The sequence below is a fragment of the Curtobacterium sp. GD1 genome, assembly GCF_020882855.1.
Classification (GTDB): Bacteria; Actinomycetota; Actinomycetes; order Actinomycetales; family Microbacteriaceae; genus Curtobacterium.
Genome location: NZ_JAFEVQ010000002.1, coordinates 71,390 through 84,163 on the forward strand (window position 1 = coordinate 71,390; position 12,774 = coordinate 84,163).

Below are 12,774 nucleotides of genomic sequence, written 5' to 3' on the forward strand. Positions count from 1 at the left end.
GGACGCCCGGTCAGGGCGCAGTGAACAAGTCTACGACCTCACGCGCCGCGGTGCCGACATCGGAGTTCACGATGCGCACGTCGAACTCGTCCTGGGCGGCGAGTTCGACCTTGGCGGTGTCGAGCCGGCGTGCCTGTTCCTCGGCCGATTCGGTGCCCCGGCCGATCAGCCGGCGCACGAGTTCCTCCCACGACGGGGGCAGCAGGAAGACGAGCACCGCGTCGGGCATGGCGTCCCGGACCTGGCGTGCGCCCTGCAGGTCGATCTCGAGCATCACCTTGTCGCCGGCGTCGAGCGCGCGGTCGATCGGCGGCCGGGGCGTGCCGTACCGGTACGAGTTGTGGACGGTGGCCCACTCGAGGAGTTCGCGGTCGCGGATCATCCGGTCGAACTCGGCGTCGTCCACGAAGTAGTAGTGCACGCCGTCGACCTCGCCCGGACGCGGCTTGCGGGTCGTCGCCGAGACGCTGAGGTTGACGTCCGGGTACTGCTCGCGGATGTACGCGCTGACGGTGCCCTTGCCGACCGCGGTGGGGCCGGCGAGGACGACGAGCTTCGACGACCCGCGCTTGCGACCGCGGGCCGCGAGCCAGTCGGCGAGCTCCGACCGCTGCCGGGTGCCGAGGCCGCCGAGGCGCTTCGACGGCGCGATCCGCAGCTCGCCCATGATCGACTCCGCCCGTGCCGGTCCGATGCCGGGCAGGCTCGTGAGCAGGTCGCGCACCCGGAGGGACTTCTCGGCCGGTGCGTCGGCGTCCGACCAGGCGGTGCGGGCGACCTCGAGCGCGGAGCGCTCCCCCGACGCGACGGCGGCCTTCACCGCGGCCCGGGCACGGCGGGCGGCCACCGCAGCGGCAGCCGCGGCGACCCGGTCGACCTCGGGTGGGTTCCGGTGTGCGGGCAGGCCGTCGCGGTCCGTCGTCATGCGGCGGCCCCCAGCGCGGCGCGGATCCGGTCCGCACGGTCGGTCACGAGTGCGGCGACGCCGTCGGGTCCGTCGGTGAGCAGGCCGCGCGACTCGCTGACGAGCACCTGCTCGGCGCGGGCGCCGTACAGCGCGCGGAGGTCCTCGATGCGGGCGCCCTGGGCACCGAAGCCCGGGGCGAGGATCGGCGCGGTGCCGATGGTGTCCGCGTCGATGCCGAAGTCGTCGAGGTCGAGGGTCGCGCCGAGCACGAGCCCGACGTCGCCGAGGGGCTGGTCGCCGCCTCTCCGGTTGTCGTCTGCCACGTCCAAGACGATACCGGCAGCGACGCTCCGCCCCGAACGAGGTCCCTCGGCGAGCACCGCGGTCTGCAGCACGCGCGCCTCGGGGTTGCTCGTGGCGGCGAGCACGAAGACCCCGGCACCGTTCCGGCGCGCCACGTCGACCGTCCCCGCGAGGGAGCCGTAGCCGAGGTACGGCGACACCGTCATGGCGTCGGCGGCGAACGGACCGTCACGGTCCAGCCACGCGAGCGCGTAGTCGTCCCCCGTCGACCCGATGTCGCCGCGCTTGACGTCGGCGACGACCAGGAGGCCCGCATCGCGTGCCCGACGGATCGTCGCGTCGAGCGCACGGTAGCCCGCCACCCCCGCGGCCTCGAAGAAGGCGATCTGCGGCTTCACGACCGCGGCGCGGCCGGCGGCCGCGTCGACCAGGGTCGCGCCGAACGCGGTCAGGCCCTGCTCGTCGCGGCCGAGCCCCCACGCCGCCAGGGTGGCGGCGTGGGGGTCGATGCCGACGCAGAGGGCGGAACGCGACCCGATGGCGGACGCGAGCCGGACGCCGAAGGAGGCCGCGCCTCCCGTGCCCGGGTCGCTCACCAGGTGGCGCGCTCGAGCGCGTAGTCCTGCAGGCTCCGCACGCTGTGCGGCGACCCGATCGTCTCGATCGCCGCGACCGCGGCCCCGAGCTGCGCGATGGTCGTGAACAGCGGCTTGTCCGCCGCGACCGTCGCCGCACGGATCTCGTACCCGTCCGCACGACCGGCGGCACCCGACGGCGTGTTGATGACGATGTCGACCTCGTTCCGGGCCAGCAGGTCGACGACGCTCTCGCCGCCCTCGCTGTACTTGCCGACGAGCGTGACCTCGATGCCGTTGCGGCGCAGGATCTCCGCCGTGCCCTCGGTCGCCGTGATCGTGAAGCCGAGCTGCTGCAGCCGGTGCACCGGGAGCACGATGGCGCGCTTGTCGGTGTCGGCGACGCTCACGAACACGGTGCCGCTCGTGGGCAGACCGCCGTACGCGGCTTCCTGCGACTTGAGGAACGCCCGCGGGAAGTCGCGGTCGATGCCCATGACCTCGCCGGTGGAGCGCATCTCCGGGCTGAGCACCGAGTCGACGACCTGGCCGTCGTGGGTGCGGAACCGGCGGAAGGGCAGCACGGCCTCCTTCACGGCGATCGGGGACTGGATCGGCACGAACGCGCCGTCACGGGCGGGCAGGAGCCCCTCGGCGACGAGCGTGTCGATGGTCGTGCCGGTCATGATCCGCGACGCCGCCTTGGCCAGCGGGATGCCGAGCGCCTTCGAGACGAACGGGACCGTGCGGCTGGCGCGCGGGTTCGCCTCGAGGACGTAGAGCACGCCCGCGCCGATGGCGAACTGCACGTTGAGCAGGCCCTGGACGCCGATGCCGCGCGCGATCTTCTCGGTCGCGTCCACGACGCCCTGGATCTCGGCACGGCCGAGGCCGACCGGCGGCAGGGTGCAGGCCGAGTCGCCGGAGTGGATGCCGGCCTCTTCGAGGTGCTCCATGATCCCGCCGATGTAGAGCCGCTCGCCGTCGAAGAGCGCGTCGACGTCGATCTCCACCGCGTCGTCGAGGAAGCGGTCGACCAGCAGCGGGAGCTCCGGGCCGATGATCGCCTGGTCGGCCATCCGGTCGAAGTAGTCCGCGAGCGACGGGGAGTCGTACAGGATCTCCATACCGCGACCGCCGAGCACGAAGGACGGGCGGACGAGGACGGGGTAGCCGATCTCCTCGGCCACCGCGGTCGCGCTGGCGAGGTCGTGGGCGGTGCCGTTCCGGGGTGCGAGCAGGCCGGCAGCGTCGAGGATGGCGGAGAACTGGCCGCGCTCCTCGGCGGAGTCGATCGCGCTCGGGCTGGTGCCGAGGATCGGGATGCCCGCCGCCTCGAGCGGCTTCGCGAGCCCGAGGGCCGTCTGACCGCCGAGCTGCACGACCACGCCGACGAGCTCGCCGGAGGCCGCCTCGGCCTCGATGACCTCGAGGACGTCCTCGGTGGTCAGCGGCTCGAAGTACAGGCGGTCCGAGGTGTCGTAGTCGGTCGAGACCGTCTCCGGGTTGCAGTTGATCATGATCGTCTCGAACCCGGCGGCGCTCAGCGCGAAGGACGCGTGCACGCAGGAGTAGTCGAACTCGACGCCCTGCCCGATGCGGTTCGGGCCGGAGCCGAGGATGACGACCTTCTTGCGGTCACTCGGGGCGACCTCGGTCTCGGCGTCGTACGACGAGTAGTGGTACGGCGTGAGGGCCGGGAACTCGCCGGCGCAGGTGTCGACGGTCTTGAACACCGGGCGGATGCCCTCGGCGTGACGGGCGTCACGGGCCTCCTGCTCGGTGATCCCGCGCAGCGACGCGATCTGCGCGTCGCTGAAGCCGTGCTCCTTGGCCCAGCGGAGGGTGTCGGCGTCGAGGGTCTCGGCGTTCTTGACCTCCAGAGCGACTTCGTTGATCAACACGATCTGGTCGATGAACCACGGGTCGATCTTGGTGGCCTCGAAGACCTCGTCGGCGGTGGCGCCCGCGACGAGCGCCTGCTGCACGGTGACGATGCGACCGTCGGTCGGGATCGCCGACTTCTGCAGCAGCGCGTCCTTGTCGAGCTCGGCCGCCGGGGTGTCCCAGTGGAACGACGAGCCGCGCTTCTCGAGCGAGCGGAGCGACTTCTGCAGCGCCGTCGCGTAGTTGCGGCCGATCGCCATCGCCTCGCCGACGCTCTTCATCGTCGTGGTGAGCGTGGCGTCCGCCGCGGGGAACTTCTCGAACGCGAACCGCGGGGTCTTCACGACCACGTAGTCGAGCGTCGGCTCGAAGCTGGCCGGGGTGACGCGGGTGATGTCGTTCTCGATCTCGTCGAGGCGGTACCCGATCGCGAGCTTCGCGGCGATCTTCGCGATCGGGAAGCCCGTCGCCTTCGACGCGAGCGCCGAGGAGCGGGAGACGCGCGGGTTCATCTCGATGACGATGACGCGGCCGTTCGACGGGTCGACGGCGAACTGGATGTTGCAGCCGCCGGTGTCGACGCCGACGCGACGGATGATGTCGATGCCGATGTCGCGCATGTTCTGGTACTCGCGGTCGGTCAGCGTCAGCGCGGGCGCGACGGTGATCGAGTCGCCGGTGTGGACGCCCACGGGGTCGACGTTCTCGATCGAGCAGATCACGACGGTGTTGTCGTAGTTGTCGCGCATCAGCTCGAGCTCGTACTCCTTCCAACCGAGGATCGACTCCTCGAGCAGGACCTCGGTCGTCGGGCTGGACTGCAGCCCGTCGCCGACGAAGCGGACGAGTTCTTCCTCGTTGTAGGCGAAGCCGGAGCCGAGGCCGCCCATGGTGAAGGACGGACGGACGACGAGCGGGTAGCCGAGGTCCTGCGCGTACTCCTTCGCCTCTTCCAAGGTGTGCGCGATGTGGCTGCGCGCGACGTCGGCACCGGACTCGAGGACGAGCTCCTTGAAGAGCTGGCGGTCCTCACCGCGCTGGATGGCGTCGACCTTCGCGCCGATGAGCTCGACGCCGTACTTGTCGAGGATGCCCTCGGCGTCGAGCTTGATCGCGGCGTTCAGGGCGGTCTGGCCGCCGAGGGTCGGCAGCACGGCGTCCGGCTGCTCGATCTTGATGATCTCCTCGAGCGAGGCGCTCGTGATCGGCTCGATGTACGTCGCGTCGGCGAAGTCCGGGTCGGTCATGATCGTCGCCGGGTTCGGGTTGACGAGGATCACCCGGACGCCCTCGGCACGGAGGACGCGGCACGCCTGGGTGCCGGAGTAGTCGAACTCGGCGGCCTGCCCGATGACGATCGGGCCGGAGCCGATGACGAGGACGGAGTTGATGTCTGCGCGCTTCGGCATCAGTTGGCTTCCTTGGTGATGTCTGCTGCGGGGGTCGTGGCGTCGGCGGTCGCCGCGTCGAGCGGCTCCCCGTCGCGACGCTCGCGCACCAGGTCCGCGAACCGGTCGAAGAGGTACATGGAGTCGTGCGGGCCGGCCGCCGCCTCGGGGTGGTACTGCACGCTGAACGCGGGCACGTCGAGCGCGCGGAGGCCCTCGACCACCTGGTCGTTCAGGGAGTAGTGCGAGACCTCGACGCGACCGAAGCCGGCCGGCGACTCGACGACCTCGCCGAGGGGCGCGTCGACCGCGAAGCCGTGGTTCTGGCTCGTGATCTCGACCTTGCCGGTCACGGTGTCGAGCACCGGCTGGTTGATGCCGCGGTGCCCGAACGGGAGCTTGTAGGTGCCGAACCCGAGGGCCCGTCCGAGCAGCTGGTTGCCGAAGCAGATGCCGAAGAACGGGCGCCCGGTCTTCAGGCTGCCCTGGAGCAGCTCGACCTGGGCGTCCGACGCGGCGGGGTCGCCGGGGCCGTTCGAGTAGAAGAGCGCGTCCGGCGCGAGGGCCTCGAGCTCGTCGGCGGTGATGTCCTGCGGCACGACGTGCACCTCGAACCCGCGCTCGGCGAGGTACCGCGTGGTCGAGGCCTTCACACCGAGGTCGAGCACGGCAAGCTTGCCGATCTGCTCGCCGACCGCGGGGACCACGTAGGTCTCGGGCGTCGACACGATCGACGAGAAGCTCGCGCCCGCCATCGTGGCCTGCGCGCGGACCGCGTCGAGCTGCTCCGACTCGGACAGCGCGGCGTCGGCGCCGCTGAACACGCCGCCCTTCATGGCTCCAGCGTCGCGGATCCGGCGGGTGAGCGCCCGGGTGTCGATCCCGGAGATGCCGACGATGCCGTCGCGCACGAGGTGGTCGTCGAGCGACGCGTTCGCGCGGTGGTTCGACACGACGCGGCTGGGGTCGCGCACGACGTAGCCGGCGACCCAGATGCGACGGGACTCGGGGTCCTCGTCGTTCACACCCGTGTTGCCGATGTGCGGCGCGGTCTGCACCACGATCTGTCCGGCGTAGGAGGGGTCGGTGAGCGTCTCCTGGTACCCGGTCATGCCGGTCGCGAAGACCACCTCGCCGAGCGTGCGCCCGCGGGCGCCGTACGCCCAGCCGTCGTACCGGGTGCCGTCCTCGAGGACCAGTACGGCCCGTTCGCGTGTCATCAGTTCGTCCCTTCGCCCGCGGTGTGCGGGTGTTCGTGCTTCGTCGACAGTCCCTGCAGGGCGGCCAGTGCTGCGCCGTCGCCCTCCGGGAACCGGAAGTAGGTGTCGAGGTCCGACGCACCTGCGGCGCCGGTCGCCGTCCATCGCAGACGGACCAGTCCCCCGGGCTCGACCACGCGGTCGATGGCCCACGTGGCGCGGTCGGCGCCGCGGACGGCGGAGGCTTCGATCCAGCGGTCCGGGGTGCCGGCGTGGTGGAGCACCACGCCGGTGTCGTGGACGGTCACGCCGCCGCGGCCCCGGAAGCCGAGTCCGCCAGCGGTGATCCGCTCGAGCGGTTGGTCGGCGCGGGTCGTCGCGACGGTGAAGCCGTCCCACGATCCGGCCGCCGGTCCGACGTCGGTCGGCACCGGGACGGGAGGCACGGATTCCGCCTGCTTCCTCGCCCGCGTCCGCCAGGTGCGTGCCATGGCGACGAACAGCGCGACGACGAGGGCGAGGATGATGCCCCCTTCGAGCCAGCGCAGCGCGTCACCGCTCATGCCGTCGCCTCCGCCCGCGAGGCGCGCGCGTGTCCGGCGACCGTCTCGGCGTCGACGAGGTCCCCCGCCAGGAGCGTCGGGTACCCGTGGTGGAAGGTCGCGACGACCCGGCCCGGGAGCCGCATGCCGAGGTACGGCGAGTTCTGCGACTGCCCGGCGAGGTCGGCGACGGAGAATTCGCGGACGGCCGTCGGGTCGTACAGGGTGATCTCGGCCGGTGCGCCCTCGGCGATCCGCTGCCCGTGCCCCTCGACCTGGCCGATGCGCGCGGGCGCCTCGGACAGGACACGCGCGACGTCGGCCCAGTCGAGCCGGCCGTCGTCGACCACGGCGGCCTGCACGACGCTCAGCGCGGACTCGAGGCCGACCATGCCGTTCGCCGCCGCGGGCCACTCGCAGCACTTCGCCTCGGCGGTGTGCGGCGCGTGGTCGGTCGCGACGATGTCGATCGTGCCGTCGGCCAGGGCGGCCCGGAGCGCGTCGACGTCCTCGCGGGAGCGCAGCGGCGGGTTGACCTTGTACCGGGCGTCGTAGCCGGGTGCGCCGTCGTGCCCGGCGATGAGGTCCTCGGTCAGCACCAGGTGGTGCGGCGTGACCTCGGCGGTGACGTCGATGCCGCGGGACTTGGCCCAGCGGATCACCTCGACGCTGCCGGCGGTCGAGACGTGGCACACGTGCAGCCGGGCCCCGACGTGGTCGGCGAGCAGGACGTCGCGGGCGATGATCGCCTCTTCCGCGACCGCGGGCCAACCGGCGAGCCCGAGCTCCGACGACAGCCGCCCCTCGTTCATCTGGGCGCCGATGGTCAGCCTCGGCTCCTGCGCGTGCTGCGCGAGCACCCCGCCGAAGCCCTTGATGTACTCGAGCGCCCGGCGCATGAGGAGCGGGTCGGACACGCACGAGCCGTCGTCCGAGAAGACCCGGACCTTCGCCCGGCTCGTCGCCATGGCGCCGATCTCGGACAGGTGCGTGCCCTGGAGTCCCTGGGAGACCGCGCCGATCGGGCGCACCGTGACGTACCCGGCGTCGTCGCCGAGCGCCTGCACCTGCTCGACCACACCGGCGGTGTCCGCCACCGGCGACGAGTTCGCCATCGCGTTGACGGCGGTGAAGCCGCCCGCGGCCGCGGCACGCGAGCCGGTGAGGACCGTCTCCGACTCCTCGAAGCCGGGCTCGCGCAGGTGGGTGTGGAGGTCCACGAGACCGGGCAGGGCGATCAGACCGTCCGCGTCGACGACCGTGGCGCCGGCCGCGTCGAGACCGGAGCCGACCGCGGTGATGCGCCGCGCCTCCAGGCGGATGTCGGCACGCGTGCCGTCGACCAGCTGCGCGCCGCGGATGAGGTGGGCGGTCATGCGACGGTCTCCTTCGTTGCTGCGGTCGCTTCGGACCCGGTCAGGGCCAGGTAGAGCACGGCCATCCGGACCGACACGCCGTTCTCGACCTGCTCGACGACCGTCGAGCGGGGGTCGTCGGCGGCGACGCCGGCGATCTCGAGCCCGCGGTTCATCGGGCCCGGGTGCATGATCAGCGTGCGCTCGTCGAGCCGGGCGAACCGGCTCGCCGTGAGGCCCCAGTGCCGGGTGTACTCGCGCGGGTTCGGGAAGAACGCGTCGTTCATCCGCTCCTGCTGGATGCGCAGGGTCATCACGACGTCCGGGTCCTCGGCGAGGGCGACGTCGAGGTCGTGGTGCACCGCGGCGCCGAACGGCGTGCTCGCGACCGGGAGCAGGGTCGGCGGCGCGGCGAACGTGACGCTCGCGCCGAGGGTCTGCAGGAGCCAGGCGTTGCTCCGGGCGACCCGGCTGTGCAGCACGTCGCCGACGATGAGGACCCGGACGCCGTCGAGGCCCTGGCCGCGGCTGCCGGCACCGTGCAGGCGCCGGCGCATCGTGAACGCGTCGAGCAGGGCCTGCGTGGGGTGCTCGTGCGTGCCGTCGCCGGCGTTGACGACCGGGACGTCGATCCAGTCGGCGTCGGCGAGGACCCGCGGCGCACCGGACGCGCCGTGGCGCATCACGATGCCGTCGATGCCCATCGCGCCGAGGGTCTGCACGGTGTCCTTGAGGGACTCGCCCTTGGAGACGCTCGAGCCCTTCGCCGCGAAGTTGAGGACGTCGGCGGAGAGGCGCTTGGCGGCCGCCTCGAACGAGATCCGGGTGCGCGTGGAGTCCTCGAAGAAGAGGTTCACGACGGTCTTGCCGCGCAGCGCGGGGAGCTTGCGGACCTCGCGCGTGTTGACCTCGGCCATCTCCTCGGCGACGTCGAGGATGTGGATCGCCTCGGCGCGGGAGAGGTCGGCGGTGGAGAGGAGGTGCTTCACGCTGCACCCCCGTCGCCCTGCTCGATGACGACCTCGTCGGTGCCGTCGGTCTCGGTCAGGCGGAGCGTCACCCGCTCGTCGGAGGCCGTCGGCAGGTTCTTGCCGACGTGGTCCGCGCGGATCGGGAGCTCGCGGTGTCCCCGGTCGACGAGCACGGCGAGCCGGACCGCGCGCGGGCGACCGATGCCCTGGAGCGCGTCGAGCGCCGCCCGGACCGTGCGACCGGAGTACAGGACGTCGTCGACGAGGACCACGACCTTGCCGTCGATGCCGCTCGCCGGGATGGTCGTCCGGTGCGGCGCGCGACCGATGCCGTGGCCGAGGTCGTCCCGGTGCATCGTGACGTCGAGCGTGCCGACGCGGTGCGACCTGCCGGCGTCCGCGCCGGTCGCTGCCGGTTCGCTCGTCCGCTCGGGCTCGATGGCCGCCCACTCGGGCTCGATGTCCGCCAGGATGCGGTCGAGCCGCTCGGCCAGGACGGCACCCCGTGTCGGGATGCCCAGGAGCACGAGGTCCGAGGCACCGTGGTTGGCCTCGAGGATCTCGTGCGCGATGCGTGTCAGAGCACGCGTGATGTCGGAGTGCTGCAGGACCGTTCTGGTGCCCACGCCGACCTCCTTCCCCGCCTCACCGGACGGCATTAAAGGATGCTGACGTGGTCAACCCTACCGGGACTCCTGGTCCTCTGCGACCGTCCGACCGGACGGTGCACCGCTCGACTTCTCGCCCGGCGCGCGGCCGCCGGCGACGGCCCCGAGCACGCCGTTGACGAACCCGGCGGACTCCTCCGTCGAGAGCGACTGGGCCAGCTCGACCGCCTCGGCGATCGCGACCGCGTCGGGGACCTCGGGGTTGAACCGGAGCTCCCAGACGCCCATGCGCAGGATGCAGCGGTCGAGCACCGGCATGCGGGCGATCGACCAGCCCTGGGCGTGCTCGACGATCACGGCGTCGATCTCGTGGCGGGCGTCGTCGACACCCGTGACGATCTGGCGGGCGTAGTCCCAGCTGGAGGCACGCTCCGGCTGGTCGAGGTGCCGGACGGTCTCGGTCGCGAGGACGTCCGCGATCGGGAGCTCCCGCACCTCGGCCACGTACAGCATGTCGAGGGCGCGCTTGCGGGCCTTCGAACGAGCACTCATACGGGCGTCGCCTAGGAGTTGACGCGGCCGAGGAAGCTGCCGTCGCGCGTGTCGATCTTCACCGTGGTGCCGCTCTCGAGGTAGAGCGGGACCTGGATGCGGTGGCCGGTCGCGATGATCGTCGCGTCCTTCGTGCCACCGGACGAGCGGTCGCCCTGCAGGCCGGGCTCGGTCTCGACCTCGGTCACGATCGACGTCGGGAGCTCGACGTAGAGCGGGTTGCCCTCGTTCATCGCGATGGTGACCATCGCGGACTCGAGCAGGTAGTTCTTCGCGTCGCCGACGACCGTCGCCGAGACCGGGATCTGGTCGTAGGTGTCGGTGTCCATGAACACGTAGGAGTCGCCGTCCTCGTAGAGGAACTGGTAGTCACGGCGGTCGACCGTCGCGGTGTCGATCTTCGCGCCCGCGTTGAAGGTGCGGTCGACGACCTTGCCCGACACGACGTTCTTCAGCTTGGTGCGGACGAACGCGCCGCCCTTGCCCGGCTTGACGTGCTGGAACTCGACGACCGACCAGAGCTGCCCGTCGATGATGAGAACGGCGCCGTTCTTGATGTCAGTGGTACTGGCCATGAGTCTTCGATGTCCCGTTCGATCGTGTTGTGAAGGTCTGCGGACCGCGCTGGGTCCCGGACGAGTGTAGCGGACGGGTCGTGGCGTCCCCGAGCAGTGCTTGTGCGGTCACTCTCGTCGTCGCGCGCGGATCGCGTCGACCGCCGCCCAGGCGAGCAGCACCACCGCCGCTCCCCCGAGCAGCGCTCCGGCCACCCCGGTCGAGATGACCGCCGTCGGCCGGGCCGGCAGCGCGAGGTACACGATCGACAGGATGCCGGCCCCGGCACCGAGCAGCACGAGCAGCACCCGCCGGACCACCCCGTTCAGCGTCCGTCGGTCCCGCCGGTCCGCGAACAGCCGGATGTTGACCGACAGCTTGCCGGTCTCGATCGCCTCGCCGATGCGGTCCACCCGGCGCGGCAGCCGGCGTGCGGCCGTCACCGCGCCGAACAGCTCGCGCACCGCCACGTCCCGGAGCTTGCCCGGTCGCAGCTGGTCGCGGATCTGCTCCGAGGCGAGTCCTCGTGACTCCTCGAGCAGGTCGAACGTGGGGGCGAGCGTGCGCAGCGTCCCCTCGAAGATCGCCAGGGCGCGCGCGGCGGCGACGAAGTCCGGCGGCGCCTTCAGCCGGTACCGCCCGAACACCGCGACGGCGTCGTCCACCGTCTCGACGCCGATCCGGGCACCCGGACCGAGCTCGTCCGCGACGAAGCGCGCGATGTCCCGGCGGAAGTCGGGTTCGTCCTGGGCGTCCCGGACCGGTGCCATCCGGAGCACCGCGTCGGCGATCCGCGACGTGTCGTCCTGGATGTACGCGGCGAGCAGCTCCTGCACGATGTCCCGCAAACCGGGGTCGAGCCTGCCCACCGATCCGAAGTCGATGAGCGCCGGCCGGTCGTCGGGCAGCAGCAGGACGTTCCCGGGGTGGAGGTCACCGTGGTACACCCCGTCGAACACCACCTGCCGGAGGAACGCCCGGAGGATCGACCGCATCGGCTGGTCGAGGTCGCGGTCGCTCCCCTCGGCCCGGATCGCGCTGAGGGTGTCCCCCTCGAGGAACTCCATCACGAGCACGCGCCGACCGGAGAGCTCCGGGTACGGGTCCGGGAAGCGCACCTCGTCGGGGCGGGCGCTCCGGCGCTGGGCAGCCCGCAGTGCCTCGAGGTTCCGGAGCTCCGAGCTGAAGTCGACCTGCCGCACGAGGTCGTCGGCGTACTGCTGGGCCACGTCCTGCACGCCGACCTGACGGGCCTCGACCGACCAGCGCGCCATGAACCGAACGACGCGGAGGGCGATGTCGACGTCGCGCCGCACGGCCTGGTCGATGCCGGGCCGCTGCACCTTGACAGCGACGCTCGTGCCGTCGGCGAGGCGGGCGCGGTGGACCTGTGCGATCGACGCCGCGGCCACCGGGACCGGATCGAAGGCCGCGAAGACCTCGTCCACGGGGGCGCCGAGTTCGCGTTCGAGCAGCGCTGCGACCTCGTCCGCGGGTGCCGGGGACACGTTCCGCTGCAGGTGTGCGAGCCCCTCGGTCCACTCCTCGGGGAGCAGGTCGTCGCGGGTGGAGAGGAGCTGTCCCATCTTCACGAACCCGCCGCCGGCCTCCTCGAGCGCACGGCGGAGGTGCTCGGCCTGGCTGCGGCGGAGGTCCGAGGTCGCCGGGTCGTGCGAGAAGTCCAGGCGCCGGAACGGGACGAGGCCGTGCCGGCGTGCGATCGACAGCAGCTCGGTGAACCGGCGGGCACGGGACCGGACGGTCCCGGGGTCGGTCGCGTCCGGTGTGGACAGGTCGCTCAGGCGTGGCGGGGTGGGCACGGTTCCAGTCTGCTCCCCCGCCCTGCGTGGTCGGTTCCTCCACAGCCTGGAGGCGCGGCTCGCCGTCCCCAGGTCGGCCGACGCCCGCCCTGCGGCCGCCTCCACTGCGTCA

Annotated in this window: 11 protein-coding genes; all 11 read right to left on the reverse strand. The window is 71.9% G+C overall.

Annotation, left to right across the window (positions count from 1 at the left end):
* Positions 1-10 precede the first annotated feature (10 nt).
* The 11 genes from gmk to JSX79_RS01995 all read right to left on the reverse strand — a co-directional run bounded on the left by gmk (position 11) and on the right by JSX79_RS01995 (position 12,662).
* Positions 11-925, reverse strand: coding sequence for a guanylate kinase (gene gmk, locus JSX79_RS01945; RefSeq protein WP_070416248.1), 915 nt, complete (start codon positions 923-925; stop codon positions 11-13).
* Positions 922-1,806, reverse strand: coding sequence for an orotidine-5'-phosphate decarboxylase (pyrF, locus tag JSX79_RS01950; protein ID WP_083294947.1), 885 nt, complete (start codon positions 1,804-1,806; stop codon positions 922-924). Before pyrF ends, gmk begins: the two co-directional genes overlap by 4 nt.
* Positions 1,803-5,081, reverse strand: a complete 3,279-nt coding sequence (carB, locus tag JSX79_RS01955) for a carbamoyl-phosphate synthase large subunit (protein ID WP_229085003.1) — start codon at positions 5,079-5,081, stop codon at positions 1,803-1,805. Before carB ends, pyrF begins: the two co-directional genes overlap by 4 nt.
* Positions 5,081-6,280, reverse strand: coding sequence for a glutamine-hydrolyzing carbamoyl-phosphate synthase small subunit (gene carA, locus JSX79_RS01960; protein WP_070416250.1), 1,200 nt, complete (start codon positions 6,278-6,280; stop codon positions 5,081-5,083). The genes carB and carA overlap by 1 nt, the downstream gene beginning before the upstream one ends.
* Positions 6,280-6,822 (reverse strand): hypothetical protein, encoded by a 543-nt coding sequence (locus JSX79_RS01965; protein ID WP_071296274.1) that lies wholly within the window; start codon positions 6,820-6,822, stop codon positions 6,280-6,282. The genes carA and JSX79_RS01965 overlap by 1 nt, the downstream gene beginning before the upstream one ends.
* Positions 6,819-8,177 carry a dihydroorotase gene (locus JSX79_RS01970; protein ID WP_229085005.1) on the reverse strand — a complete coding sequence of 453 codons (1,359 nt, stop codon included), beginning with the start codon at positions 8,175-8,177 and terminating at the stop codon, positions 6,819-6,821. The genes JSX79_RS01965 and JSX79_RS01970 overlap by 4 nt, the downstream gene beginning before the upstream one ends.
* The gene (locus JSX79_RS01975; RefSeq protein ID WP_070416253.1) at positions 8,174-9,145 is read right to left on the reverse strand and encodes an aspartate carbamoyltransferase catalytic subunit; all 972 of its coding nucleotides are present in this window, start codon (positions 9,143-9,145) and stop codon (positions 8,174-8,176) included. Before JSX79_RS01975 ends, JSX79_RS01970 begins: the two co-directional genes overlap by 4 nt.
* A complete protein-coding gene (pyrR, locus tag JSX79_RS01980) occupies positions 9,142-9,786 on the reverse strand; it encodes a bifunctional pyr operon transcriptional regulator/uracil phosphoribosyltransferase PyrR (RefSeq protein WP_229085007.1) in 645 nt (214 codons plus the stop codon). The genes JSX79_RS01975 and pyrR overlap by 4 nt, the downstream gene beginning before the upstream one ends.
* 24 nt (positions 9,787-9,810) lie before the next feature.
* Positions 9,811-10,287 (reverse strand): transcription antitermination factor NusB, encoded by a 477-nt coding sequence (nusB, locus tag JSX79_RS01985; protein ID WP_071303729.1) that lies wholly within the window; start codon positions 10,285-10,287, stop codon positions 9,811-9,813.
* A gap of 11 nt (positions 10,288-10,298) precedes the next feature.
* A complete protein-coding gene (gene efp, locus JSX79_RS01990) occupies positions 10,299-10,862 on the reverse strand; it encodes an elongation factor P (protein WP_022906721.1) in 564 nt (187 codons plus the stop codon).
* A 108-nt stretch (positions 10,863-10,970) separates the two neighbouring features.
* Positions 10,971-12,662, reverse strand: a complete 1,692-nt coding sequence (locus tag JSX79_RS01995; protein WP_229085009.1) for an AarF/ABC1/UbiB kinase family protein — start codon at positions 12,660-12,662, stop codon at positions 10,971-10,973.
* Positions 12,663-12,774 lie beyond the last annotated feature (112 nt).

What these genes read in the sequence shown, in the direction of transcription:
- gmk (WP_070416248.1), bottom strand. Translation starts at nt 925, where the DNA reads ATGACGACGGACCGCGACGGCCTGCCCGCACACCGGAACCCACCCGAG.
- carB (WP_229085003.1), bottom strand. Translation starts at nt 5,081, where the DNA reads ATGCCGAAGCGCGCAGACATCAACTCCGTCCTCGTCATCGGCTCCGGC.
- carA (WP_070416250.1), bottom strand. Translation starts at nt 6,280, where the DNA reads ATGACACGCGAACGGGCCGTACTGGTCCTCGAGGACGGCACCCGGTAC.
- JSX79_RS01965 (WP_071296274.1), bottom strand. Translation starts at nt 6,822, where the DNA reads ATGAGCGGTGACGCGCTGCGCTGGCTCGAAGGGGGCATCATCCTCGCC.
- JSX79_RS01970 (WP_229085005.1), bottom strand. Translation starts at nt 8,177, where the DNA reads ATGACCGCCCACCTCATCCGCGGCGCGCAGCTGGTCGACGGCACGCGT.
- pyrR (WP_229085007.1), bottom strand. Translation starts at nt 9,786, where the DNA reads ATGCCGTCCGGTGAGGCGGGGAAGGAGGTCGGCGTGGGCACCAGAACG.
- nusB (WP_071303729.1), bottom strand. Translation starts at nt 10,287, where the DNA reads ATGAGTGCTCGTTCGAAGGCCCGCAAGCGCGCCCTCGACATGCTGTAC.
- efp (WP_022906721.1), bottom strand. Translation starts at nt 10,862, where the DNA reads ATGGCCAGTACCACTGACATCAAGAACGGCGCCGTTCTCATCATCGAC.